The organism is Polaribacter porphyrae (assembly GCF_002954685.1).
GTDB classification, from domain to species: Bacteria; Bacteroidota; Bacteroidia; order Flavobacteriales; family Flavobacteriaceae; genus Polaribacter; species Polaribacter porphyrae.
Map to the genome: position 1 here is coordinate 352,468 of NZ_MSCN01000001.1, position 24,351 is coordinate 376,818.

Here is a 24,351-nt window from a genome sequence, read left to right on the forward strand (position 1 = left end):
AATAATTTCACTATAAAATGAAAGAAATTATATTAAAATATTATTTGCCAGTATTTGGAATGACACTTATTCCTATAGTTCCCCCTTTAGTGATAAATTATAATACTCCAGAGTTAGGTGAAATGATATTATGGTTATCTATAATGTCAATTGTTCTAACATTAGTTTTGGGTACTTTTCAATATAAATTTGGAGATAGAATCAACACCAAAAGGAAGAAAAAACAAATAAAAAAGGACTTATTTCAAAGGTTTATTTCAAATGGTTTTTCGAATAATGAAGTTTCAGTTTCTGGATACTTTAAAGATTATTTCCTAGTTATTTCACCTGAAAAAGATGAATTTCAACCAAACAAATGGTTGGAAATTGAAATTATTTTTAATCCCAAACAACAAGGTCAATTTATTCCAGTATATGTGTTTCAGAAATTACATAAACTCAAAAGAAAAGAGTATACTTGGAATTCAAATAGTCTTGTAATTAAAAAAGTATATGGATTTAAGCTTCCAAAGTATGATAAAATTATTGCTATTTTAGACAAAGCAATTACTGATTTAAAAAATAATAATATAGAATCCATCGATTATCAAAATTGGAATCACTCAATAGGTGAAAGTTTAAATCACTATAAACAAATATCAACTTTCAAAAATTAGCGTAATTCTTGAAAGACAAATGCAATTAGTCGTTTTTTTAAAATCAGTAAATAAATCAAAAGCGCAAAAGTCCTTTCCTTTGGAAAGGATTTAGGATAGGAAAATGAACAAACTAAAAAAAGCAAATCTGTACAGAAGCGAACTAATTCCCATAAGTGGAAAATTGGTAGAACGTTATAATAAATGCTTGGTAAAACTGGGTTTTAAGCCTACAAAATTAACTTCGTTTTCCATTGACGGAATTGGTTGGAGTCCAGAAATTGCTGAAGAAAAAAATAAGATTTTCTACCTGAATAATGGAGAAGCAAATCCGCACGCAATTTTAATAACACCATTACAAAAGGGATTACCCATATACAATCCATATCATTCTTTTGATGTAGAATTGATGAAATTGGTTTTTAGAACTCACGAAAAAAAGATTCAAAATATTACAAGAGACTCAGCTATTTGTATCGATTTTGATCAATATATAGATGTGTTTTACGAACCTTTAGATGTTTTAAAATACGAAGAAATTATTATCAAGTTTCATTTGATTGATAATTTACAGAAAGCCAAAAAAGAACAATTAAAACTGATTGAAACCTTTAAAAAAGATACTAATTTTATTGACGAAAATATTCATCAACAGTTATTAGCATCAGCAAAAAAATATGGCGATTTAAGAAATAGAAACATCACTTTAGATCCAATAGTTTACACATCAGATTCTTTTTATACTAAAGCTTTTGGCGGAATTTATCTCTTAAGAAATTTTATAAAACCGATTCTTGTTTTCGAAGAAGATGAAGCGTATAGAGAAGCTATAAACGATACTACTTATGATGTTTTGATGTTTCATATTTCGCAATCAGAATTGATAGCACAGTTGAAAGATCATTTTATTATTGAGTGTAATTTATCAAAAGAAGTGAAAACAGATAGGTATGATCGTATTAAAAAATTTATTTTCGGAGAAGTTTTAACAGATACCCAACATCCAGTAAGCGATATTTTAGAAGATAAAATGTTGTTCAAAAGTTATCTGAATAAAATCGACATCAAATCACGTAAAAAAGTGATGAGTGTTGAGCGTTATTTAGAGAAAAAAAAGAGCAATAGTGATTTGAAAATAAAGGATATTGTAAATCAAGAATTCTATTTTGCCCTACATAAACCTCATTCCTCTTTAAGACCACATCATCAAGATTTAATCTGGAAATTGTTGATTAATATTTCATCAAAAGACGTGTTATTTTGGTATTGGTATGATAAAGAAGACTTTTACAAAAACTTTAAAACTTGGCAGGAAACCAAAAAAGATTGGGTAATTGAAACTATTGTCGGTGGGTTTTAGGAAGGGGTTCAAATTAAGAATTTTGTATATTTAGAGTAAGAAAACAACAAGTTTTGCATCCTGCAAGGTTTCAAAAACCTTGTAGGTATCAAATTAAATAAAATAATACCTACAAGGTTTTTGAAACCTTACAGGAAAAAAAATAAAAAAAATATGACAATAGAACTCATCACCTTCATAGCATCCATTTTATTTGGAGCCGTTATTTTCTGGAGAGAATCTCAAGGAAATGGAGTATATCGTTTTTTTAATAAAATGATGAATTCCAAAGAATTGCAAATGAAAACAACAGACAAAAAAGGCTTTGTATATCAACAATCCTTCTTCTTAAGATTGGTGTTTATTGTTTCACTTTTTTTAATCGGAATTATAATAACACGTATTTTAATTCCAATAGATTTGGCAACCATATCTTTATTTGCTTCTATGATTTTCGGGACTTTAATAGGAATGTATCTAGCAGGATTTATCTTTAGATCATCAGCAGTTATTGAAGAACAATCAGAATCTTTAGAAGATAAATTTCAAGATGTCATTGAAAAAGGAAAAGATTTTATCGAAGATTTAAAAAACGAAGAACCTGTTGCTATAGAAAAAGCACAAGAGGAAATTAAAAAAACACCTAAAGAAAACGAAAAAAGTGCTAGAGAACGTTTAAAGGATAAAGGACTTTTGTAAATCTGTGTCATTCCTGCGTAGGCAGGAATTTCATTAAAAAGAACAGTAAGTGTATTCGTAGTAAAATATTTAAGAAATGATAAAATCATATTGGAATAAAGGAGCAAAACAAAAAAGAAACATCATTCTATTAACATTATTGCTAATAGGATTGTTATTCTTTTTAAGAGACGATTATCAACCAGCATTATTGTTTTTTAGAAAATTCATTTTCATCATTTTATTGTGCTTTATGGTTCTGTTTTTCGGATTACGAAAATTTAGAAAATCTGCAAGTACAGGAAAACGTTTAGGTATTTTAGGAATGCTAGTAATATTTTTTGGGTTGCTATATTACGTAGGTTTCCATTCTAAAATGTACAATTATATGCAAACCTACAATGTTTTTAACGACTTAAATCGCATTGAAATTGTAGAACTCCCATTAACACAGAATGAAAGAATTCAACCATTAAGAAATATCTTTTCAATGGCTAATGAATCTGTAGGCGAAACCAAAGATGTTTCCTTGCCACATTTGGTAAGAGTAGATGATAGTAATCAATGGACAATGGCTATACAGCCCACAGAAAAATACTATTGGCAAGGTATTAAAGACAATACAGAAGAAGTCTTTTCAGTATCTAGTACCACACCATTTCCAAGGTTTTCTAGCGAAAATAGAATACCTGTAACCTTTTCAATTGGCGAATCTTTAAAGTTTAGTAGAAACACCTACAATGCAGTTGTACAACGTTTAAATCCTTGGATGCTGTTCAATTACGAGCCAAGTGATACCTATTATATGAAAAACGATAAAGGAGCTTGGGTACAGGTAGTGAGTTTAATAAAGTGGAAAGGTTTCTTTTTTCCTTATCCAACTTTTGGTGGAGTGATGATTGTAGAAAATGGCGAGCATTCTTGGAAAGATTATCTAGAGAGAATCACCATAGGAAAAGGAACCTATGTTGCTCCTTCAGCAATGAAAAACTATGTCTTTTTAACACGCCAAAATACGGTTGCAGAAAAAGTGTCGCGTTTACAAGCAGAAAGTTTAAAGTTTTTGGCAGGTTTTTCAGACCCTTTACCTTGGAATATGAAAACCGCAGTTAAAATTCCAGATTTAGAAGACGATCAAAATCAGCAACCTTTTGTAACCGATTTCGATTTTTCGGACACCAAAACTGGTGCTTATAGTGGCTTATATCATTGGTTTGGTTTAGAGCCTGTGGGTGCAGAAAGAACCAGTTTAACGTTTAGTGTTTTTATTCCTGCAGATGGTACAGACGCATTGTATTTTTACGATCACGCTTCTAAAAAAGAAGGTTATGCAGGCGTTTCTGCAATGCCTTTAAAGGTGATAGAATCTCGAAAAGAATACGATTGGTCTGTAAACAAACCTGTAGAGTTTAGACCTTATATTAAGGAAATTGCAGGAAGAAAACGGATGTTTTTTTTAAGTACCATTTCTGCCATTAAAAAAGAAAATGCACAGTTTGATGGTTCTGCAACTCCAGATTTGGCATTAATTGATGCTGAATACAGAGATGTAATTTGGATTGATGCCAAACACCCAAGCAAATGGAATGAAGAAGTATATTTGCAACTGAATGAAGCATGGAGAAGTAGCGAAAACCAGAATATTTATTTTGAAAAAGAGAAAACTATTTTAGAACAAAACCGACAAATATTAGATTCCATTCAGTTGTTATCTAACCAACAAGCAAAGCAAAAAGAAATAGAACGTTTGCAAAAACGTATTGATTCTATTAAGATGAACTAGCGTCATTGCGAGTTTACGAAGCAATCTCTTAATAGAGAAACAAATTATTTCAGTCGTAGACTTGGTTAAGTCAAAGTTTTTTATCTTTAAAAGAAAAAGATGAAAAAGTACCACGTTTATTTCTTAACGAACAAAAATAATACTGTTTTATATATTGGTGTAACTAGTAATCTACTTAAAAGGATTTACCAACATAAAACAAAAGAATTTAAGGGTTTTACTGCGAAATATAATTGCAATAAGTTAATATATTTTGAAGAATTTGATGATATTAACTCTGCTATCGTAAGAGAAAAACAATTAAAAGCTGGAAATAGAAAACGTAAAAACGACTTGGTAAATTTAGAAAATCCTAATTGGAATGATTTATCTGATAACTGGTTGTTTCAGTTTTAAGTTTGTCATTGCGAGTTTACAAAGCAATCTCTTAATCGAAAGAGAGATTACTTCATTCGTTCCTCATTCGTAATGACGTCTATTTAATCAGTTTAGAAAAAAGGATGCCATTTCAAATGCAAGTGGAATTCAACGATTCAATAAAATGTAAAAGTAGAGTTAACCTAAAGCTAGACTTGTTAGCTAACATTTTTAATTTTAGATAATGTCATTGCGAGTTTACGAAGCAATCTTCTAATTAAAAACAGATTACTTCATTCGTTCCTGACTCGTAATGACTTCTATTTAATCAGTTTAGAAAAAGGATGTCATTTTTAATGTAGCACATTCAACCATTCAATAAAATGTAAAAGTAGAGTTAATCAGGGCTAGACTTGTTAGCAAACATTTTTATTTTTAGATAATGTCATTGCGAGTTTACGAAGCAATCTCTTAATCGAAAGAGAGATTACTTCATTCGTTTCTCATTCGTAATGACGTCTATTTAATCAGTTTATAAAAAGGATGCCATTGCAATATGGGCTAGACTTGTTTGCTAGCATATGGATTTTAAATTGAATTTTAACTGAAAAGTTTATCAAAAAATGCACTATGTCTATTTTGAGCTATATCCAATAACTTTCTAAAACTCATAACTTCAATATGCATATTTAATTCAGGTTGAATTTTATAATAAGTTCCAAATGGTGTTTTCTTCCAACCTTTACCTTCATTGAATTTTGCTAAAAGAGGTGGTATAATATCCATAATTATAAATCCAAACTTTGGTGTATTATCTGTTATAATGATATGATTTCCTTTATAATTTTTTTTATCTTGTTTATAAAGAAATTCATCAAAATACAGTTCTACTAAATCAGAAAACTGCCATCTATAATTTTTTTTATTTTTTTGATGAGCAATATCACCAGGTCTTTTGAATTCAAAAATTACCATTGAGTTAACTTCTCCAGCACTCCTGTTTCCAAAACTAATTGGATTATTAAACATATCTGGACTATCTGTTAAGAGTAAGTCAGGTTCTTTACTACTTTTCTTTTGCGAAAATGAAGTAATTGACTTGTCAGAAGCAATAAATTTATAGTTAATAAATCTTTCATCTAATAACCAAAGATTATGATTTTCGTATGAAGTTTCATTGCTAGTTAAACCCATTGGAAAAATTATGTTATGTACATCTTCTTCTAATTTATATTTTCCTTCTTCATCAGCGTCTAAAAACTTTTCAAATAATTGAATTATAGCTCTTCTTCTTGTCATATAATCCGCTAAACTATCAACATCATAAGCAGTTTTTTCTCTTATGTCATCTTTAATTTGTTCAATTGATTCTTCATTAATCTGTTTGTCAGATATAAATTTATCTATATGATTCTCAACTTTTTTTCTTGCAGAATATGAAATTTTATATAAATGTTCTTCAAGTTTGTCCTCTGATAAATTGGGAGGAATTGAATCTAAAATTGAAGTGTTTTTTAAAAAACTTCTATACCTAGGTGCATTTTGTATTATATAATTTTCTATTTGTTTTTGACTTTTAATTTTGGACTCTTTTCAAATTCATCGTATTCGTTTTCTAAAATTAATGTTAGTTTTTCTTCAATATCTTGAAATGTTATTAGTTTTGCATCGTTGAAAAGTAAATTTTCGTTTTCTTTAGGAATATTAAATCCGTTTCTTGTGCTAAAAGCTTTTTGATTTAAATACTCTGATACAACATAAACATCTAGAAAATATAATTTTCCATTTTTTGTAATTGGATAATTGAATAAACTATTAAAATTTTTAATGTTTTTTGGTGTCCCAACTACTCTTGAATTTGCACAATAATAAGCATAGTTGTTTTTCCTATTGCCTTCTTTAGGAGTTTTGGTTATATAAATCTTAAATGATTTTTCTTTTAAATCAAAAGTTCTTTCTTTCTCTTTAGAAACTTTTTGGAATAAATCATTTATGTATTCAACTTCATTATTCTCTTCATCATAAATAACAATATTTGGTAAAGTATCATTGAGGTAATAAATTAGACAATGTTCCATTACCTTTTCTGAAATCATTATTTTCAAAGTAATTACTTCTAGTTTTTAGATTTTCAAAAGCGGCAAGTACAGTAAATCTTCCAATTCCTTTGCATCCAAATTCTCTATTTATCTTTGAGAAAGGTGTTTCAAAAGATTTATAGTTTTTTTGATTAAAACCAATCCCATTATCTGTTATTATTATACTTTCAATCGTATTAACCTTTTCAAGGTTAATTTGTCTTGGTGCTTTACCTCGAATGATTTTAACTTGTATATATTTATCTTCAGCTTGGGTATCTGATTGCTGTAAGCTTATCACTGAATTGACTATACACTCCATTAAGGGTAATAAAACGTCATCAGCTGTTAAATCAACCGTCTCAACAATGTTTTCTACAGGTACAATCATTCTTTAATAGTTCAGGTTTAGTAATAAATATAAATTTTCATGAATAATCCTTGTCTTATAATTCTTTTTATCTACTGTTTCAAAGTTAGTTTTTTTATTTAGAAAATCAACAGTAAAAATTCCTATAAATATTTAAAATTAGTATAAAATACTTCCAAGGATATATTTTCCTTGGTAAATAAAATTATTTGTTGTAACTTTGTTATGAAATTATAAATTAACCATTATGAAAACAACAAAAATTATTTATTATATCTCAACTGGTTTATTAACCTTATTAATGCTTTTTTCAGTAAGTCAGTATTTTTTCAATTATGAAGTTATAGAAAGTGCATTTCAAAGTTTTGGGTATCCAACGTATTTAATTTATCCTTATGGTACTATTAAGTTATTAGGTTTAGTGGCTTTATGGTTTATACCCAATACTTCATTAAAAGAATGGGCATATTCAGGTTTCTTTTTTGCGTTTATATTGGCATTTTTTGCTCATTATATGATAGGTGATGGAGAGCAAATGGGGGCTTTAGTAGCTACAGTTTTATTATTAACGTCTTATTTTACTTGGAAAAAGATACAAGCCTAATGAGAAAATCATCTGAAGTAGTTTTATCAGAAAAAAAATATTTTGCGGAGGCAAAAATCAGAAATCACTTTGTAGTAATAGACGAACCTGTTGCTTCTGGAGGTGGAGATACAGGCCCAACACCAGTAGAATATTTGTTAACAGCAATTGGTAGTTGTGTATCTATCACTTTAAGAATGTATGCAGAAAGAAAAAGTTGGGATGTTGGTAAAATAAAAGTAATTGTTTCTCAAAAAGAAGAATTAACATCACAGGGAATTAAAAAATCGTTAGTTGAAGAAATCTCTTTCGAAAAAGAAATAACAGATGAACAAAGAGCCAAATTATTAGAAATTGCTGGGAAATGTCCTGTTGCCAAGATGGTAAAAGGAGAAACAGAAATAGTAAGTAGTATTGAGTAAAACTAGTTTGAAGTTTGAAGTTGGAAGGGAAATTATCAGTTCACAGTTTTCAACCTTGTCGGTTCAAGTGATTTTTCTTTTTTGAAAAATTGTATCGAGAACAATTAAACAAATACACAAATAACATACAAAAAACATGAAAAAAATAGTAGCATTTGCAGGGAGCACAAGCTCAACATCAATAAACAAAAAATTGGCAACTTTTGCAGCAGAAAGTTTAGAAAACACAGCTTTTGATGTTATAGATTTAAGAGATTTTACTCTGCCAATCTATAGCATAGATGAAGAACAAAAAGGTTTACCAGAAGACGCAAAAAAGTTTAGTGCACTTTTAGACAACTATGATGGATTTATCTTGTCTTTAGCAGAACATAATGGTTCTTATGCAGCAGCCTTTAAAAATATTTTTGATTGGAGTACAAGAGTAGAAAAAAACTTTTTTAGAGACAAACCATTATTATTAATGGCAACTTCTCCAGGAGGCAGAGGAGGAGCAACTGTTTTAAATGCAGCAGCAACCTCTTTTCCACATATGGGTGCAAAAACAATTACAACTTTTTCTTTACCCAATTTTTATGATAATTTTAAAGAAGGTAAAATTGTAAATGATGAGTTTGCATCAACATTACAAGAAAAAGTAATCGAATTTGAAAACACAGTAAATCAATAAAATATGAAAATAACTTTATATGGTAAACAAGGTCATGCTTATACAGTAGCCTTTAAGAATTTTTTAAACTCAACTGATGTTCCATATATTTATAAGGATATTTCAAAGGATGTTGATGCAAGAGAACACAGCAAAGAATTGTATGGAGGAGTTGCAAAATACCCAACGTTATTTGTAGATGATAAAGTGTTTCTAACCCCAACTACAGAAGAATTTAATAAGATAATGCAAGATTTAAAGTTGAGAGCATGAAAATAGTGTGAAGCTGGAAGCAGGACGTTTTAAGTACACAACTAACAATAAGCATCTAGTACCAAACATCACACACCAAACATAAAAACATGGGAGATATTTCTAAAGATATAAAATCGAAGTTTAAGAGTAATAAAGTTAAGGCATTAATCAATATAAAGTATACTTCAAATTGGTTAAGTAGTAAAGAAAACGAGTTTTTTAAACCTTATGGAATTTCGCCTCAACAGTTTAATATTTTACGAATTTTAAGAGGAGCAAAAGAAAGAACAAAGGTGCAAATTGTAAAAGATAGAATGATAGAAAGGGCACCAAATGCAACGCGTTTAATGGATAAGTTGTGTGATAAAAAATTAATTAAAAGAGAACGTTGTGAACACGATAGAAGAGTGGTGTATGTAAAAATTACTAATCAAGGTTTAGAATTATTATCTACAATTGATGAAAATAAAAATTTATCATTTTTAGAGAAATTAACAGAAAAAGAGGCAGCACAATTAAGTGATTTATTAGATAAAATTCGTTAAAAATTGTAATCCTGAACTTGTTTCAGCATCTCAAATAAAGGTGTTTTTTTATCAAAATATTTTCCAAGGAAAATAAATTAAAAGCAAATAATTATGAATTTTAGATATAAAAGACAAAAAGTACCTAGCATTATAATCAATTGATTATAAAATGAATGCTAATGTCAGTTCGAGTGATTTCGATTTTTCATCGAAATTGTATCGAGAATATTTTAAAGTTGATATTCTTATTCTCGATACAAATTTTATTCATTCAAATCATAAAATAAAGTCGAATTAATAGAATCTAAATAAATATAAGATCTTGAGTCAAGTTAAAGGTTATAAACAAGTTTACAATGAAAACATATAAAACAATACAACATAAAGTAACAAGTCCATTAGTAAATATGGGACCAATTAGATTACGACAACCATTACCAACTCAAGGTATAGAAAATGTTGATCCTTTTTTATTATTACATCATTATGGACCTTATGCAATATCAGAATTCAACAATCCTTTTGATTTAGGCCCACATCCACACAGAGGTTTTGAGCCAATTACTTTGTTATTTATAGGAGAACAATTGCACAGAGATTCTTTAGGAAATGAAATGGTGGTAAAAGCAGGTGGAGTTCAGTGGACAACTGCTGGACGTGGAATTATTCACGCAGAAGCACCAACCAAAGAATTTGTTAAAAAAGGAGGAGATTTAGAGGGGATTCAATTGTGGTTGAACCTTCCTGCAAAAGATAAAATGATACCACCTAATTATCAACATTTGGAAGATGAACAAATTCCAAAAGTTTTTTCTGATGACAAAAAAGTGCAGTTAAATATTATTGCAGGAAATCAACACGAAGAAAACGGATTGATAAAAACACAAACAGAAGTAAATGTTTTTACAGTTAATGCCAAAGAAAATGGAATGATGGAAATTGAAATTCCTGAAAATCATCAATCGTTAGTTTACCTTTTGGATGGTGAGGTTTTGGTAAACAATTCTGATGTTCTAAAAAAAGGAGAAAATCAAATGATAATTTTCAATCAAGATGGAAATACCATTCAATTTGAAGTAAAAGAAAACAGTACATTACTGATTTTGTCTGGAGCTCCAATTAAAGAAAAGGTGACTCAATATGGACCTTATGTAATGAACACGCAAACTGAAATTTTAGAAGCAATGCGTGATTATCAACAAGGTAAAATGGGATATTTATATTAATCAGATTTTTAGACTTCTAGATTTTAGATGATTAGAACACGATTAAAATCTAATAATCTAGTAGTTTAACAATCCAATAATCTTAAAAAAAAATGAAAAAAACAATTCACAAAGCAAGTACAAGAGGATATGCAAACCATGGTTGGTTAAAATCGCACCATACATTTAGTTTTGCAAGTTATCAAAATCCTGAAAGAATGAATTTTGGTATGTTAAGAGTCTTAAATGATGATGTTGTACAACCCAAAATGGGGTTTGGCACACATCCCCATAGAAATATGGAAATCATTTCAATTCCAATTTCAGGAGCATTATCTCACAAAGATTCTATAGATAACAAACGTTCTATAGAAGTAGGAGAGGTCCAAGTAATGAGTGCAGGAACTGGTTTAACACATTCAGAATTTAACGATTCTAAAACAGAAGAAACCAACTTTTTACAACTTTGGGTAGTTCCAGAGAAAAATGAAGTTGAACCTTATTACAATCAGAAATTTTTTGAGGAAATAGGACGAAAAAATAAATTTCAAACGTTGGTTTCTCCAAAAGATAAGCAAGTAGAAGGTTCTTTACCAATAAATCAACAAAGTTATATTTCTATGATTGATTTAGACGAAGGTTTCGAAACTGAATATGAATTGAAAAATGGTGCCTATTTTTTCTTAATTGATGGAAAAGTTGAAGTCGCTGATGAAACTCTAGAGAATAGAGATGCAGCTGGTATTTCAGATACGGAAAAGGTAACTATAAAAGCATCAAAAAAGAGTAAATTATTGGTTATTGATGTTCCTATGAATTAAAATTTTAATTCGAATTTTCTAAAAGTCAAAGAATACATTTCTTTGGCTTTTTCTTTTCAAAAAATAAGTATATCTTGCAAAGTATTATGCATGCATAATAAATTAAAAAAACTTTCTTGTGATGTTAACATAAGATTTCAATTAAAATTGTCATTCCTAATAAGGGAATCTAACTCCAATAGATATGAAGTACAAACACATTTTTGAGCCATTAGATTTAGGATTTACTACCTTAAAAAATAGAATTTTAATGGGTTCTATGCACACAGGTTTAGAAGAAGAAAAAAATGGCTATGAAAAAATGGCAGTGTATTTTGCAGAACGTGCAAAAGGAGGAGTAGGCTTGATTGTTACAGGAGGTATAGCACCTAATATTCAAGGTTGGACAGCCCCATTTTCTGCAAGATTAAGCTCAAAAAAACATGTAAAGAATCATAAAAAAGTAACTAAAGCTGTACACGAAGCTGGTGGTAAAATTTGTATGCAAATTTTACATTCTGGTAGGTATGGATATCATCCTTTTAATGTAGGAGCATCAGAAATAAAGGCACCAATAAATCCTTTTAAGCCTTTTAAACTAAAACAATCTGGTATTAAAAGAACCATAAAAGATTTTGTGAATTGTGCAAAATTGGCCAAAGATTCTAACTATGATGGAATTGAAGTTATGGGTTCTGAAGGCTATTTAATCAATCAGTTTATTGCAAAACGAACCAACAATAGAACTGATAATTATGGAGGAGATTATGAAAACAGAATGCGACTTCCTATTGAGTTGGTTACTAAAATTAGAGAAGCAGTAGGCAAGGAATTTATTATCATATATAGACTTTCTATGCTAGATTTGGTAGAAAAAGGAAGTTCTTGGGAAGAAATTGTACAATTAGGAAAATCCATAGAAAAAGCAGGAGCAACCATCATAAATACAGGAATTGGTTGGCACGAATCTCGAATTCCTACTATTGCTACTTCAGTTCCAAGAGCTGCATTTACATGGGTTACCAAAAAAATGAAAGAAGAAGTTAAGATTCCTTTAATAACTTCTAATAGAATAAATATGCCAGAAACTGCTGAAAAAGTATTAGCTTCTGGTGATGCAGATATGATTTCTATGGCTCGCCCTTTTTTGGCAGATCCAGAATGGGTAAATAAAGCCAGAGCAGAAAGAGACGATGAAATTAATACCTGTATTGCTTGTAATCAGGCGTGTTTAGATCATGCTTTTCAGAAAAAAGTAGCGAGTTGTTTGGTAAATCCAAGAGCTTGTCATGAAACAGAATTGAACTATAATCCAACAACTAATAAAAAGAAAGTGGCTGTAATTGGTGCAGGTCCTGCAGGATTAGCAGCTGCAACAGTGGCTGCTCAAAGAGGACATTCAGTTACTTTGTATGATGCAGATTCAGAAATTGGTGGTCAATTTAATATGGCAAAACAAATTCCTGGTAAAGAGGAGTTTTACGAAACGATTCGATATTTTCAAAAACAGATTGATTTACATAATGTAGCCGTAAAGTTAAATACCAAAGTTTCAGTTGATGATTTATCAACATCAGATTTTGATGAAATTGTTGTAGCTACAGGAATTAAGCCAAGAGAATTAAAAATTGAAGGCATCAATCACCCAAAAGTATTAAGTTATATTGATGTGTTAAAACATAAAAAACCAGTGGGCAAAAAAGTAGCAGTTATTGGAGCTGGAGGAATTGGTTTTGACGTTTCAGAATATTTATCTCACGAAGGTGAATCTACTTCACAAAACATAGATGCTTGGTTAAAAGAATGGGGAATTGACAAATCTTTAGAAGCCAGAAGTGGAATAGAAGGTATGCAACCAGATTTTCATCCATCAGTAAGAGAAATTTTTATGTTTAAAAGAAGTAAGGGTAAATTTGGAGGGAATCTGGGGAAAACCACAGGTTGGATTCATAGATCTAACTTAAAAAAGAAAAAAGTGCAATTTATTGGTGAAGTTTCTTATAATAAAATTGACGATCAAGGATTACATTACACACAGAATGAGGAACAAAAAATATTAGATGTTGATAATGTGATTATCTGTGCAGGTCAAACTCCATTTAAGGAATTATACCAACCTTTATTAGATGCAGGAAAAAGTGTAAACGTAATTGGTGGTGCAGATTTTGCATCAGAATTGGATGCAAAAAGAGCTATAGACCAAGGTTCTAGATTGGCTGCCAAACTTTAAGAATTACAAGTAGCACATTTGCCTGTTAGAAAAAAATCAACAGAATCTATACTTCTATTATTCAAATTTGGTAAAGCAATATTTGTAGGCAAACACTCAACTTTATCACAATCTGTGCATTGAAAATGAGGATGTACATCACTATGATGTTCAGAAGAACATCCTTGACATTTCGCATACCATTTCAAGCCTTCTTTGCCATTAAAAGAATGCAATATTCCTTCTTCTACGAGTCTGTCTAAAATGCGATAAACAGTAGTTCGATTCATTTTATCTTTAAAAAACTCAATGAGTTGCACAGCAGATTTAGCTTCATTTTTTGTTGAGAAAAATGCTAAAATTTCCTTAACTGATTTTGTTTTTCTAACGATTCCCATAATTACAAATCTAATGCAGTTTAGTTGCAATAACAAATTTATGTTTTATATTTGCGACTTAATCGCATTAATATTTGTTTATGATACATTTACAGGACGTTAACAAATCTTTTAAAGGCATTGTTGCTGTTAAAAATTTAAATTTAAAAGTTGAAAAAGGAGAGATTTTAGGTTTATTAGGCGCAAATGGTGCAGGTAAATCTACCACAATAAATATGCTTTTAGGCTTTTTAAAACCAGATAGTGGTAATGCAAAAATAGCTGATGTAAATGTTGCTGAAAATGAAAATGAAGCTAGAAAAATGATAGGATACATTCCTGAAAATGTAAATTTATATCCTTATCTATCAGGTTTAGAAAATTTAGATTATTTCTGCAAATTGGCAGGCTTAAAATATTCTAAAGCAGTTTTAGAAAATTATTTAACTAGATGTGGGTTACAAGAAGACGCGCATCAGAAAAAAGTAGATACGTATTCAAAAGGAATGCGTCAAAAAGTAGGTATTGCAATTGCTTATGCTAAAAACGCAAAAGTGTATTTGCTAGATGAACCTGCAAGTGGTTTAGACCCAGTTGCAAGTAACGAACTTTCTGAATTATTAAAAAAGTTAGCATTAGAAGGAGCTACAATTTTAATGGCTTCTCACGATATTTTTAGAGTGAAAGAGGTTTGTCATAAAATAGGAATATTAAAAAATGGAGTTCTAGTTAAAGAATTATTAACCAAAGATGTTTCTGCAAATAAGTTACAAGATTTGTATTTAAAATTTATGCAAAACTAAAAAGTTATGTTACAAATTATAAAAAATGAGTGGCAGTTTTTAACACGAAGCAAAATTTTTCTGGGAATCGCAATTGGATTTTTTAGTATACTTATAGTATCTGTTTACTTTGGGAATTTAGAAAATGAAAAGTTACAAAGTAAAGGTAATGACGCAAAAAAACATTTAAGAGAAAAATGGGTAAGCATTGAAGAAATGAACCCACATAGTGCTGCACACTATGGAACATATATATTTAAACCTACTAATTTATTGAGTAGTTTAGATGATGGTGTAACTAGTGTTACAGGTAATGTTATTAAAGTAGAAGGTCATGTACAAAATGAAATTGTGCATTCTGCAGCTTCCCAATCGCAAGTAATTTCAAGATTTGGAAAACTCAAGAGTTCTTTATTATTGCAATATATTGTACCTCTTTTATTAATCTTTTTGGCTTTTAATTCTATAAGTAGCGAAAAGCAAAGTGGTCGTTTAAAATTACTTATTTTACAAGGAGCAAAACCAACAAAATTAATTTTAGCTAAAACACTATCAGTTTGGTTATATGGATTAGTATTATTATTAATAGTAGTAGTTACGTATGCTTTTTTGAATGTTGATAATATCAATACTGAAATTTTAAGCAGAACATTGTTGTTTTTTAGTACTTACTTATTGTATTATTTTGTAGTTACTGGTCTTACAATTTTCTTTTCAATACAATTTAAAACGCCAACATTAGGTTTAACCACAATGTTAGGAATTTGGATTTTATGGACAATTTTTTTGCCAAATATTTTGATGAGTTCTGTAGAAAATTGGTATTCATTACCTACAAGAAATGAGTTTAAAACTGCAATGAAAGAAGACAGAGCAAAAGGTTTAGATGGTCATAATCCTTCTGACGAAAGAGGAAAAGAGTTAGAGCAAAGTGTTTTGAGAGAATATAAAGTAGATAGTTTACACAAATTGCCAATCAATTTTGATGGCATTAGAATGCAAGCAGATGAAGAATATGGAAACATTGTTTGGGACAAACATTTTGGAAACAACAAAATGGTAATGCAACAACAAAAGAAAAGTTTCCAGTTTGCAGGCATTTTAAATCCTTTTATTTCTCTACAAAACTCAAGTATGGGATTTGCAGCTTCAGACAACCTACATCATCAAGAATTCTTATTACAAGTTGAAAATTATCGAAGAGTTTTTATAAAAATGTTAAATGACAAACACACGTTTGGAGGTTCTAAAACCGGAGATTGGAGCTGGAAAGCTGACAATGCTTTTTTTAAATCTGTACCAGATTTTGAATACAAACCCACAAAAATTAATCAGGCAATATCTAATTATTTAATAGATATTTTGGTATTAATTATCTGGTCAATTTTAATAATCTTCTTGCTGTTATATGCATCTAAAAAAAATAAAATTGTATGAAAATAATTACTATCTTTTTGTACGAATGGAGTCATTTTAAAAGAAGTCCGTTTAAGATAATTGCAGTTTTATTATTTGTTGTAGCTGGTGTTTACGGCTTACATAATGGGTTTCATTTGTATAAAGAACAAACAAAAGAAATTGAAAAAGTAAAGCAAAAAGCCTTAAAAGAAAAAGAAACCACTCTAGCTTATTTTAACGAAGGAAAAAAGGGACCAAAAGCAAAACCATGGGTAAATGTTTCTATGCCTTTTTGGGCAATTTGGCACACACCAACTCCAAAATTTAAAACCCCAGAACCAACATTAGTATATTCTGTTGGTCAAGCTGAACAATATGGTTTTTATAAAAATGTTACAGTTTGGAGTAGCGTTTATGATGCAGATATGGCTGAAGAAATTGCAAACCCAGAACGTTTACAAATTGGTACTTTAGACTTTTCATTTGTTGTTTTATACTTGTTGCCATTATTGTTATTAATACTACTTTACAATATTAAAGGTTTAGAAAATGAACAAGGATTTTTATCATTAATTTATGTGCAGACAGGTTCAAAAAATTGGTGGCTTTTTACTAGAGTTTCATTTTATGCTTTATTATCTATAGTTTTAATTTTAGGATTAATGCTCTATGGAGCAATACTTACCAATGTTTTTCAAACAGCTTCATCAGAATTTTGGTCAATCTTTACTTGGTTTTTAGAGTATTTGTTTATTTGGTTTATTATTTATTTCTTCATTCTTAAATTGAGTAAAAGTACTATTGCAACAACTTTACAGATGTTGGGTTTTTGGGTAGTATTTGCATTTATAGTTCCTGCTGCTGTACATCAATATGTATCGATAAAGAAACCTAATAATTTAATGGTTGCTTATTTGGATTTGCAAAGAGATGGTTATGCAGATATTTTAAAAGAGGAAGATAGTATTATTAAAAAGAAAATTTTCCGATTATATTCAGAATTAAATAAAATACCAGATAGTCTGCAAAATTCAATGAGTTTGTATAAAAAACGGTATTCATCAGCAGCGATTTTAAACAGTCTATTAAAAGATAATAGCGAAATTATAGAAAGGGAAAACGGCTTTAGAAATACTATCGTAGAAAACACATATTTGTTTAATCCTGTAACATATTTTCAAAATAGATTAAATAAGGCTACAAAAACTCATTATTATGATTACCAAGATTATAGGAATGAAATTCAGCAAAAAATTGATAAAAAGTTAACTATAATGCTAACTGATATTTGGAAAGAAACCAAAGTTAACAAGCAGAAATATTTAAATTATTTAGAAGAATTAAAAGATTAATTCAGTATTTCTACCTTATTAAATTTAGATATTACTTTTTTAAGATTGATAAATGTCATTTTATTAGAAGAAGTAACTGAATATTTTTGAATATTTGATTTATTTATCTCCAGCAAGTGCTCTTATCAGGCATTTATAGAATTTTTAAAAGGATAATTACTACTGATTTTTAAACAATACTACTTTAACAACGCAAGTTTTTTAGGGTATTTACATCTAAAATTATGTAACTATGTAAAAAACAAAAGATGAAAAATATATTATACCTCGCCATTTTCTTATTAAATTTTAGCGTTTATGCACAACCTCCTGGAGGTGGTGGAGGTCAAAGAGGAGAAAGACAAAATCAACAAGGGCAACAAGATAGAGAAAAACCAAGAGTTTTTAAATCTGCAGAAGTTGCAGGATTGTTTTCTTACGATGTTGAAAAAATTATAAAAAAGCTTAAAATTAAAGATGAAACTCTTGAGACTTCTGTAGCTAAACTATTAAAAGATTATAATTTCGAAATTAAAGAAATTACGCTTCTTAATGCTGATAAATTCAAAGATTTTGATAAGTTAGTAAATGCTGAAATGCAAGCTAGAAGAGAATCTGGTAATCAACGAACAAAAAATAATACAAAAGGCGAATTAAGAGAAAAAATACAAGAGGTTCTTCGTCCAATTCGTAAAGAAGTTAGAGAAAAAGAAGAAAAGTTAAATGAAAATTTAGAAGCTGTTTTATCAAAAAAACAAAATAAAAAATGGCTTAAATACCAAAAAAAGCTAAAGGATAAATTAAAACCCAAAAGGGCACAAAGAAATAATAATCAACAACCAGGTCAAAGAGGAAATAGACAAAGAGGAGGTTTTTAGTAGTTTTACTTACAGATAGCAAAATAGGAAATTCTAAACTTTTTTAGAATTTCCTATTTTATTTTTATTTAGCTCCTTTACTAATTAATAATAAAAAAATACTTATTGGAGCAAGTTATAAAGAAACTATTTTAAATACGATTAAAAAATAGGTTTATAGAATATCAGATTCTGAAACAATAATTGTTCTTAATAAATTATTCCCTTTGCTTTCCCACAAACCATTGAATCCTTTTGGTAGAATAAAAAAGTCTCCTTTGTAAAAAGTTTGTAGTTTTCCATTTAATGGAGTTATTGAAACTCCCCCAGAAAGAATATGAATAAACTCCTCTTTTTTGTTATTTGATATTTTCCTAGAATTTGGCTTTTCTGAAACTGTTTTTATTTCCAGTTCAGTTCCACTATATAAAATATTACTGAAAGAAACTGAATCTTGCTTTTTAAGATTTATTCCAGAAAGTAAATCTTTGTTTAGAAGAAAGGGAAAAATATCTTTAGAGGTAGCTATTTTTTTTGATTTTCTATTTGAAATCACAGACAGCTCCAAATGATACGTATTTCCTCCAATATTTGTCCAATTTCCTGAAAACCCTTTAAGAACAGCTAAATAATCACCTGCATAAAAATTTGTATTTTGTTTGTCATTTTTCACTTCTGCTTTACCATTAATATAATATACAAATTCATCAATTGGGAAACTCTTAATTTTATTTAAAGCGGTTTCACTGGATAGTACAAAAACACTTAATTCTTTTCCAGAATAAATGGTTTTTTGAAAGTACTTTCTATTTGGATGAGCTTTTAGTTTAATCTGCGGAATTTCTAATCCTGAAAGATATTTAGAATCAATTTTAAATGGTTTAATTTCATTGTCTTTTTTTGAGTTTTGGCTATAAGAAACCAATTGTAATATCATTGCAAAAATGATAGTTAGCGTAAAGTTATTTTTTGTTTTCATAAAATGGAATTGTTTACTAATTGTTGAAATTTTTGTCTTAAGCCTAGTTGTCTGTATGGAGAAAGTTGAATCATCATTATATAGATGAGTTCTCTTTCTGGATCGATTCTAAAGTATGTGCCAACAGCACCTCCCCAACCATAAACACCTCTTTCTTTATTTGGCGATTTTGATGCAATAGAAAATCCTAGACCAAAACCAGTTTCTCTGGGCATTAATCGTAATCTTGGTGTAAATTTTCTAACTTCTTTTAAATGATCTTTAGTCATTAGAGCTATGGTTTCAGTTTTTAAAATTTGAGTATCGTTTAGTTTTCCTCTATTTATGAGCATTTTACAAAATTGTAAATAATCTTTTGTTGTAGAAACCAATCCTCCACCTCCATTTATAATATGTACATCATTTACAAATCTGCTTTCTTCTGGTGTTTCTGATACCAATAATTTTCCGTTTATGGTTCTATAACCTACAGTAAATCTATCTATTTTATGTTTTGGGAGCTGAAAATGTGTATCGTCCATTCTTAATGGTTTTAAAATATTAGAGTATAAAAAATCATCTAACTTTTTACCAGATAAAACTTCTATTAAATATCCACAAACATCTGTCGAATATCCATACTCCCAATTTGTACCAGGCTCAAAACTTAAAGGCAATTTTGCAAGCTTTAAAATCATTTCTCTTAAGTTTTTTGAGTTTCTTAAATGAGCATTTCTGTACAAATCATTAAGACTCTTATTTTGAGTTCTGCCATAACTAATTCCAGAAGTATGTCTTAATAAATCAATAATTCTAATATGCCTTTTGGCTTTTATAATTCCAGAATTTTCGTCATAAATAGATATATTTTTAAATTCAGGAATATATTTGTACAATGGGTCATCTAATTTAAATTTTTCTTGCTCATATAACATCATCAATCCAACTGAAGTAATGGGTTTTGTCATTGAGAAAATTCTGAAAATACTGTTATTTTTTAAAGGCTTATTCTCTTCAACATTAGAAAATCCATAAGTATTAAAATGAACTAATTTATTTTTTCTGATGATTGCAGTTTGAATTCCTGCCAATTGCTTGTTGTTTACAAAACTATGTAGTTTAGTATTTAATTCCTTTAGCTTTGCACTTGATATGCCAACAGATTCAGGCTTCTGAATTTCTAAATTTTCTTGAGTTAGAATCGGATTAGAAATTATTAGTAATAAGGTTAGAAAACTATTTTTAATCATTATATATGGTTTTTATGTTATTATCTATATTTTTTTCTATCAATAATAAATTAGGATCTAATATGACTTTAGCTGGTTTTTTATCCAATAAAAAAGAAATAGAATTCTCTTTTTTAGTCACTTTAATAGTTTTTTGAGTGATAACTTTTTCATCAATATCATAAAAACCAATTTGGATAAAATCATTTAAAGATGATACATTCTTTTTGTTGTTTTTCAGGTATTTAGAGTATTCAAAATCTACTATAATTTTATATTTATTTCCATCTTTATTCACTTTTACTTTATTTAATTTAGCATCGTAAAAAATTACATTTTCAAAATAATCTCCTACTAAATATTGTAATGAATCTGGTATATTTTGTTTCAGTTTTTTAATCAAATCTAATGAAGTTGGATACTGATTTTTTCTGCTAGTAAATTCATCAAAAAACGTTTTTAAAGTATTGTTTAATTTATCTTCCCCTAAATATGTAGCTAAAGTGTTTAAAGCCATGCTTCCTTTTCCATAAGATAAATACACATCTTTAGGTTGTGCTAATTGTAAAGATTTTTCATTAGAATCATTTACACTTCCTCTTAAATAACGCCTTCTTTGGTATTTTAAAAATTGTTGTTTTTTTTCTTGTCCAAATTGATGATTAAATATTTTTAAGGTGATGTAATCTGTAATAGATTCTGATAAAAGTCCAGCACCCAAAGCATTTGCATGTATCAATTGATTTCCCCACCAATGATGTGTTAATTCGTGAGCTTGTACCTTAAAAGAAGTATCAAATTGATTTTTTACATTCGGATTTGCTAAAAACCTTCTTTCAGAAGTTGGAATCATATTTCCCATAATTGTAGCAAAAACACCTTCTGAAATGGGAAATTCTACCACTTTTACACTCTTATGCTGATAATTATTAAAATATTTGGTATTGTAGTCAAAACTTGCTTTGAGACCATTTAGCATTTTATCAATATTTTGATGATGATTTTTGTGATGATATACTTCAAAATCAACATTTTTATAATGTTCTTTTTTAATGTCAAAATCCCCAGAAATAAACGCTAGACTGAACTTTATTTTTTTATGAGTTTTGTATTGATAGAACTTTCTATTTTCTGATTTCCATTCTTTTATCAAATTACCAGGTGAAATTATCATTTGATTTTTAGAAGTACTAATTGTTGCTGAAAAGTCTATAAAATCTGCATCTAAACTTCCTAACTGGTTAATTTTGGCTAGAGAATCAGTAGGTTTTTTAATAGTATTATTTAAAAAATAGCCAAATCTTGGTAAAATATCTTGTTTTAAAAATGCTCCATTTTTAAGCACATTAGAATTTCTTTCAAACAAGGTGTTTTCTTTGTTTTTAACCGAAAAATTTAGTTTAATAGAATCTTTTGGTAATAATGGTTTTGATAATTTTAGTACTTTAAAATTAAAATAATCGCTTTTTTTAATTAGCTTAAAATCAATGTTTAAAGTATAATTGCTAACTTCATCAAAACCTGTTTTAATTAATAAAGTGTCTATTTTCTGATTAGATTTGTTTACTAATAAATAACTTCCATTCGCTTTAAAATTTTGTTTTTTAGGAAAAATATCCAACTTTAAATCGACAGCGACTATTTTAGGTTGATTTGTAATTTTTGAAAACAATTTAAACTCATTTTTAAAATTTATTAATGCAGTTTCAGGTTTTATATCCTGATTTTTATATAACTTACTTTCTCCTTGATAAATAACAAATCCAAAACAGATAAATCCTATGAATCCAGTAATAGTAGTATATTTTACAGGTTTGTTTAGATTTACTTTTATTTGCTGAAACCGTTCTTTAAAAGATTCGTAAAACCCTCTAAACCAAAGTAGATAGGAAAATATTAATAATAATAAAGTAAAGAAAATCCAATATCCTTTAACAATTAAAAATGGTATTAATTGACTTCCATAACCATTAATATCTGAATATTGCAGAGGTTCTTCAAAGTTGAACAATAGTAATTTAGTATCAATTCCAAATTGTTGAATACCAGAAACTCCCAGCCAAATCAAAATCAAAATAAATATACCAACGTATGTGTTTTTAAATAAATTGTGAATAAATATAGATGTAGATGCCCAAATAATTAATCCTGAAAATTGAATTATGAATAAATGAAATAGATATAAATCAATTTCAAAATTGTAATATTCATTAAAAATTTGAATACTGATTCCTGTTAATAGCAACAAAAACAGTAGTACAACTTGCATTTTTAAAATCGCAATTATTTTTGATACCAAAAACACCCAGTTACTGGTTGCAGTAACATCATTTATTTGATGCATATTTGCTTTTCTACTTTTATGTATCAACATTCCACTATACACAAATGTAAGTAGCATAATTATGGTGGTAAAAAAGAAAGCAGGAATTGTAAGAATGATGTTAGTACTTGGTAAAACAGCTAAATCACTATCATTGGTAATTTTACCAATGGCAAATAATACAGCAAGAATTCCTAAAAAAGCGATGCAATAAAATAACCAACTTTTTACAATTGTTTTAAAATGAAAGTTAGATAAATACCAACTACTTTTAAGCTGTTGATATGTAGAAAAACGATAATTCACTTTAGGTAAAGTAACACTTAAAACCTTATTAAAATTCTTTTTTACAATGCTTTTTCCTTTTTTTGTTTTGTTTAAAATTGATGAGATATGTTCGTGGAACTGAAATTTTTGATATACAAAGTAAAAAATAAGAAAGCTCAACATTGTCCAAAAAATTCTATTGTATAAGATAACTCCAAATGCTGGAATTAATGCAGAATTTTTATCAGCTAAAGACCAATATTGAGTTTCGTACAGGACAGCATTTTCAGCAAAAGGATCTAACAATGCAATTAAGAAAGGGTAATCACCAAAAATATTTTGAGTAATACTTTGAATAAAAAATAAGATTATAATTACACCAAAACCAGTGTAAATATTTCTAAAATAGGTAATTAAAGAAAAAATAAGTAAACCATAAATAAATATATTTGGAATAGTAAACAGCAAGTAGGCTTGTAGGTATCCAAGAATATTAAAATCACCAATTTTTGATGAATGCAAATTGGGGAAGTATTCGCCTATTAAAAAAGCGAATCCGACTGAAAAAGTGATGAAGCTAACTATTAAGAAAGAACTTATAAACTTACTAAATAGATAACTTCTTTTTTTAATGGGGAAACTGTATAAAATACTGTGCACATTGTCTTTATAATCTTTATAAATTGATACTCCAATTACTGTTGGTAATAAAAATAAGAATAGTTTATTGAAAAACTTTAACATATAATTAATTTCAAAAGGAGAATTTAAAATTCTGACATTTTGTGGGTTGCTACTTTCTGCACTATCAAAAAAACCTGCTGTTCCAATAAAAAGTAAGAGTGCAATTCCAAAAAAAGTGATAAAATAAAAGTATGTAGATGGTTTTTTTAACCAATATTTAAGTTCGTAAGTAAAAATTGAAGTAAACATAATTTT

24 protein-coding genes are annotated in these 24,351 nt (G+C 28.6%); 17 read left to right on the top strand and 7 right to left on the bottom strand.

All coding sequences use genetic code 11. The annotated features are described in order from the left end of the window. Positions 1-17: 17 nt before the first annotated feature. The 5 genes from BTO18_RS01585 to BTO18_RS01605 all read left to right on the top strand — a co-directional run bounded on the left by BTO18_RS01585 (position 18) and on the right by BTO18_RS01605 (position 4,831). Positions 18-656 carry a hypothetical protein gene (locus tag BTO18_RS01585; RefSeq protein ID WP_105014537.1) on the top strand — a complete coding sequence of 213 codons (639 nt, stop codon included), beginning with the start codon at positions 18-20 and terminating at the stop codon, positions 654-656. A gap of 103 nt (positions 657-759) precedes the next feature. After that, positions 760-1,995 carry a DUF6638 family protein gene (locus BTO18_RS01590; RefSeq protein WP_105014538.1) on the top strand — a complete coding sequence of 412 codons (1,236 nt, stop codon included), beginning with the start codon at positions 760-762 and terminating at the stop codon, positions 1,993-1,995. A gap of 153 nt (positions 1,996-2,148) precedes the next feature. Continuing rightward, positions 2,149-2,673 (top strand): hypothetical protein, encoded by a 525-nt coding sequence (locus tag BTO18_RS01595; protein WP_105014539.1) that lies wholly within the window; start codon positions 2,149-2,151, stop codon positions 2,671-2,673. 76 nt (positions 2,674-2,749) lie between these two features. After that, a complete protein-coding gene (locus BTO18_RS01600) occupies positions 2,750-4,435 on the top strand; it encodes a hypothetical protein (protein ID WP_105014540.1) in 1,686 nt (561 codons plus the stop codon). Between the two features lie 99 nt (positions 4,436-4,534). Next, positions 4,535-4,831, top strand: a complete 297-nt coding sequence (locus tag BTO18_RS01605) for a GIY-YIG nuclease family protein (protein ID WP_105014541.1) — start codon at positions 4,535-4,537, stop codon at positions 4,829-4,831. A gap of 561 nt (positions 4,832-5,392) precedes the next feature. On the opposite strand, the gene BTO18_RS01610 is transcribed toward BTO18_RS01605, so the two are convergent. From BTO18_RS01610 to BTO18_RS01620, 3 genes are all read right to left on the bottom strand, one after another. Then, positions 5,393-6,091 carry a hypothetical protein gene (locus BTO18_RS01610; protein WP_105014542.1) on the bottom strand — a complete coding sequence of 233 codons (699 nt, stop codon included), beginning with the start codon at positions 6,089-6,091 and terminating at the stop codon, positions 5,393-5,395. A gap of 260 nt (positions 6,092-6,351) precedes the next feature. Then, positions 6,352-6,888 (bottom strand): hypothetical protein, encoded by a 537-nt coding sequence (locus tag BTO18_RS01615; protein ID WP_211295555.1) that lies wholly within the window; start codon positions 6,886-6,888, stop codon positions 6,352-6,354. Then, positions 6,839-7,261: a hypothetical protein gene (locus BTO18_RS01620; RefSeq protein ID WP_105014544.1), complete on the bottom strand. Its 423-nt coding sequence runs from the start codon at positions 7,259-7,261 to the stop codon at positions 6,839-6,841. Before BTO18_RS01620 ends, BTO18_RS01615 begins: the two co-directional genes overlap by 50 nt. Positions 7,262-7,487: 226 nt before the next feature. Between BTO18_RS01620 and BTO18_RS01625 the strand changes: the two genes are divergently transcribed. The 8 genes from BTO18_RS01625 (at position 7,488) to BTO18_RS01660 (ending at position 13,911) form a co-directional block, all read left to right on the top strand. Further along, entirely contained in the window at positions 7,488-7,844 is a 357-nt protein-coding gene (locus BTO18_RS01625; protein WP_105014545.1) for a DoxX family protein, read from the top strand. Beyond that, positions 7,844-8,245, top strand: a complete 402-nt coding sequence (locus BTO18_RS01630) for an OsmC family protein (protein WP_105014546.1) — start codon at positions 7,844-7,846, stop codon at positions 8,243-8,245. The genes BTO18_RS01625 and BTO18_RS01630 overlap by 1 nt, the downstream gene beginning before the upstream one ends. 136 nt (positions 8,246-8,381) lie before the next feature. Beyond that, the gene (locus BTO18_RS01635) at positions 8,382-8,915 is read left to right on the top strand and encodes an NADPH-dependent FMN reductase (protein ID WP_105014547.1); all 534 of its coding nucleotides are present in this window, start codon (positions 8,382-8,384) and stop codon (positions 8,913-8,915) included. Positions 8,916-8,918: 3 nt separating this feature from the next. Then, positions 8,919-9,167 carry a glutaredoxin family protein gene (locus BTO18_RS01640; RefSeq protein ID WP_105014548.1) on the top strand — a complete coding sequence of 83 codons (249 nt, stop codon included), beginning with the start codon at positions 8,919-8,921 and terminating at the stop codon, positions 9,165-9,167. 89 nt (positions 9,168-9,256) lie between these two features. Continuing rightward, the gene (locus BTO18_RS01645) at positions 9,257-9,694 is read left to right on the top strand and encodes a MarR family winged helix-turn-helix transcriptional regulator (RefSeq protein WP_105014549.1); all 438 of its coding nucleotides are present in this window, start codon (positions 9,257-9,259) and stop codon (positions 9,692-9,694) included. Between the two features lie 338 nt (positions 9,695-10,032). Beyond that, a complete protein-coding gene (locus tag BTO18_RS01650; RefSeq protein WP_105014550.1) occupies positions 10,033-10,902 on the top strand; it encodes a pirin family protein in 870 nt (289 codons plus the stop codon). Positions 10,903-10,994: 92 nt separating this feature from the next. Beyond that, positions 10,995-11,702: a pirin family protein gene (locus tag BTO18_RS01655; protein WP_105014551.1), complete on the top strand. Its 708-nt coding sequence runs from the start codon at positions 10,995-10,997 to the stop codon at positions 11,700-11,702. Between the two features lie 184 nt (positions 11,703-11,886). After that, positions 11,887-13,911, top strand: coding sequence for an NADPH-dependent 2,4-dienoyl-CoA reductase (locus tag BTO18_RS01660; RefSeq protein ID WP_105014552.1), 2,025 nt, complete (start codon positions 11,887-11,889; stop codon positions 13,909-13,911). On the opposite strand, the gene BTO18_RS01665 is transcribed toward BTO18_RS01660, so the two are convergent. Next, complete coding sequence (locus BTO18_RS01665; RefSeq protein ID WP_105014553.1) at positions 13,908-14,288, bottom strand: Fur family transcriptional regulator; 381 nt, start codon at positions 14,286-14,288, stop codon at positions 13,908-13,910. The two genes, BTO18_RS01660 and BTO18_RS01665, sit on opposite strands and share 4 nt — an antisense overlap. Positions 14,289-14,368: 80 nt before the next feature. Between BTO18_RS01665 and BTO18_RS01670 the strand changes: the two genes are divergently transcribed. The 4 genes from BTO18_RS01670 (at position 14,369) to BTO18_RS01685 (ending at position 18,656) form a co-directional block, all read left to right on the top strand. After that, positions 14,369-15,070 carry an ABC transporter ATP-binding protein gene (locus BTO18_RS01670; protein ID WP_105014554.1) on the top strand — a complete coding sequence of 234 codons (702 nt, stop codon included), beginning with the start codon at positions 14,369-14,371 and terminating at the stop codon, positions 15,068-15,070. 6 nt (positions 15,071-15,076) lie between these two features. Next, positions 15,077-16,486 carry an ABC transporter permease gene (locus tag BTO18_RS01675; RefSeq protein WP_105014555.1) on the top strand — a complete coding sequence of 470 codons (1,410 nt, stop codon included), beginning with the start codon at positions 15,077-15,079 and terminating at the stop codon, positions 16,484-16,486. Next, entirely contained in the window at positions 16,483-17,799 is a 1,317-nt protein-coding gene (locus tag BTO18_RS01680) for a hypothetical protein (RefSeq protein ID WP_105014556.1), read from the top strand. Before BTO18_RS01675 ends, BTO18_RS01680 begins: the two co-directional genes overlap by 4 nt. 248 nt (positions 17,800-18,047) lie before the next feature. After that, a complete protein-coding gene (locus tag BTO18_RS01685; protein ID WP_105014557.1) occupies positions 18,048-18,656 on the top strand; it encodes a hypothetical protein in 609 nt (202 codons plus the stop codon). 154 nt (positions 18,657-18,810) lie between these two features. Here the strand turns inward: BTO18_RS01685 and BTO18_RS17780 are convergent, their stop codons facing one another. From BTO18_RS17780 to BTO18_RS01700, 3 genes are read right to left on the bottom strand one after another with little or no spacing between them, the layout of a single operon-like run. Further along, positions 18,811-19,614 carry a cupin domain-containing protein gene (locus BTO18_RS17780; RefSeq protein ID WP_211295556.1) on the bottom strand — a complete coding sequence of 268 codons (804 nt, stop codon included), beginning with the start codon at positions 19,612-19,614 and terminating at the stop codon, positions 18,811-18,813. Then, on the bottom strand, positions 19,611-20,843 hold the full coding sequence (locus BTO18_RS01695; RefSeq protein WP_105014558.1) for a serine hydrolase domain-containing protein: 1,233 nt from the start codon (positions 20,841-20,843) through the stop codon (positions 19,611-19,613). Before BTO18_RS01695 ends, BTO18_RS17780 begins: the two co-directional genes overlap by 4 nt. Further along, positions 20,836-24,345 (bottom strand): M1 family aminopeptidase, encoded by a 3,510-nt coding sequence (locus BTO18_RS01700; protein WP_105014559.1) that lies wholly within the window; start codon positions 24,343-24,345, stop codon positions 20,836-20,838. The genes BTO18_RS01695 and BTO18_RS01700 overlap by 8 nt, the downstream gene beginning before the upstream one ends. Positions 24,346-24,351: the final 6 nt, after the last annotated feature.

Excerpts from the sequence above, each read along its gene's own strand:
- BTO18_RS01585 (WP_105014537.1), top strand. The coding sequence starts at position 18 with ATGAAAGAAATTATATTAAAATATTATTTGCCAGTATTTGGAATGACA.
- BTO18_RS01590 (WP_105014538.1), top strand. The coding sequence starts at position 760 with ATGAACAAACTAAAAAAAGCAAATCTGTACAGAAGCGAACTAATTCCC.
- BTO18_RS01595 (WP_105014539.1), top strand. The coding sequence starts at position 2,149 with ATGACAATAGAACTCATCACCTTCATAGCATCCATTTTATTTGGAGCC.
- BTO18_RS01600 (WP_105014540.1), top strand. The coding sequence starts at position 2,750 with ATGATAAAATCATATTGGAATAAAGGAGCAAAACAAAAAAGAAACATC.
- BTO18_RS01605 (WP_105014541.1), top strand. The coding sequence starts at position 4,535 with ATGAAAAAGTACCACGTTTATTTCTTAACGAACAAAAATAATACTGTT.
- BTO18_RS01610 (WP_105014542.1), bottom strand. The coding sequence starts at position 6,091 with ATGACAAGAAGAAGAGCTATAATTCAATTATTTGAAAAGTTTTTAGAC.
- BTO18_RS01615 (WP_211295555.1), bottom strand. The coding sequence starts at position 6,888 with ATGATTTCAGAAAAGGTAATGGAACATTGTCTAATTTATTACCTCAAT.
- BTO18_RS01620 (WP_105014544.1), bottom strand. The coding sequence starts at position 7,261 with ATGATTGTACCTGTAGAAAACATTGTTGAGACGGTTGATTTAACAGCT.
- BTO18_RS01625 (WP_105014545.1), top strand. The coding sequence starts at position 7,488 with ATGAAAACAACAAAAATTATTTATTATATCTCAACTGGTTTATTAACC.
- BTO18_RS01630 (WP_105014546.1), top strand. The coding sequence starts at position 7,844 with ATGAGAAAATCATCTGAAGTAGTTTTATCAGAAAAAAAATATTTTGCG.
- BTO18_RS01635 (WP_105014547.1), top strand. The coding sequence starts at position 8,382 with ATGAAAAAAATAGTAGCATTTGCAGGGAGCACAAGCTCAACATCAATA.
- BTO18_RS01640 (WP_105014548.1), top strand. The coding sequence starts at position 8,919 with ATGAAAATAACTTTATATGGTAAACAAGGTCATGCTTATACAGTAGCC.
- BTO18_RS01645 (WP_105014549.1), top strand. The coding sequence starts at position 9,257 with ATGGGAGATATTTCTAAAGATATAAAATCGAAGTTTAAGAGTAATAAA.
- BTO18_RS01650 (WP_105014550.1), top strand. The coding sequence starts at position 10,033 with ATGAAAACATATAAAACAATACAACATAAAGTAACAAGTCCATTAGTA.
- BTO18_RS01655 (WP_105014551.1), top strand. The coding sequence starts at position 10,995 with ATGAAAAAAACAATTCACAAAGCAAGTACAAGAGGATATGCAAACCAT.
- BTO18_RS01660 (WP_105014552.1), top strand. The coding sequence starts at position 11,887 with ATGAAGTACAAACACATTTTTGAGCCATTAGATTTAGGATTTACTACC.
- BTO18_RS01665 (WP_105014553.1), bottom strand. The coding sequence starts at position 14,288 with ATGGGAATCGTTAGAAAAACAAAATCAGTTAAGGAAATTTTAGCATTT.
- BTO18_RS01670 (WP_105014554.1), top strand. The coding sequence starts at position 14,369 with ATGATACATTTACAGGACGTTAACAAATCTTTTAAAGGCATTGTTGCT.
- BTO18_RS01675 (WP_105014555.1), top strand. The coding sequence starts at position 15,077 with ATGTTACAAATTATAAAAAATGAGTGGCAGTTTTTAACACGAAGCAAA.
- BTO18_RS01680 (WP_105014556.1), top strand. The coding sequence starts at position 16,483 with ATGAAAATAATTACTATCTTTTTGTACGAATGGAGTCATTTTAAAAGA.
- BTO18_RS01685 (WP_105014557.1), top strand. The coding sequence starts at position 18,048 with ATGAAAAATATATTATACCTCGCCATTTTCTTATTAAATTTTAGCGTT.
- BTO18_RS17780 (WP_211295556.1), bottom strand. The coding sequence starts at position 19,614 with ATGAAAACAAAAAATAACTTTACGCTAACTATCATTTTTGCAATGATA.
- BTO18_RS01695 (WP_105014558.1), bottom strand. The coding sequence starts at position 20,843 with ATGATTAAAAATAGTTTTCTAACCTTATTACTAATAATTTCTAATCCG.
- BTO18_RS01700 (WP_105014559.1), bottom strand. The coding sequence starts at position 24,345 with ATGTTTACTTCAATTTTTACTTACGAACTTAAATATTGGTTAAAAAAA.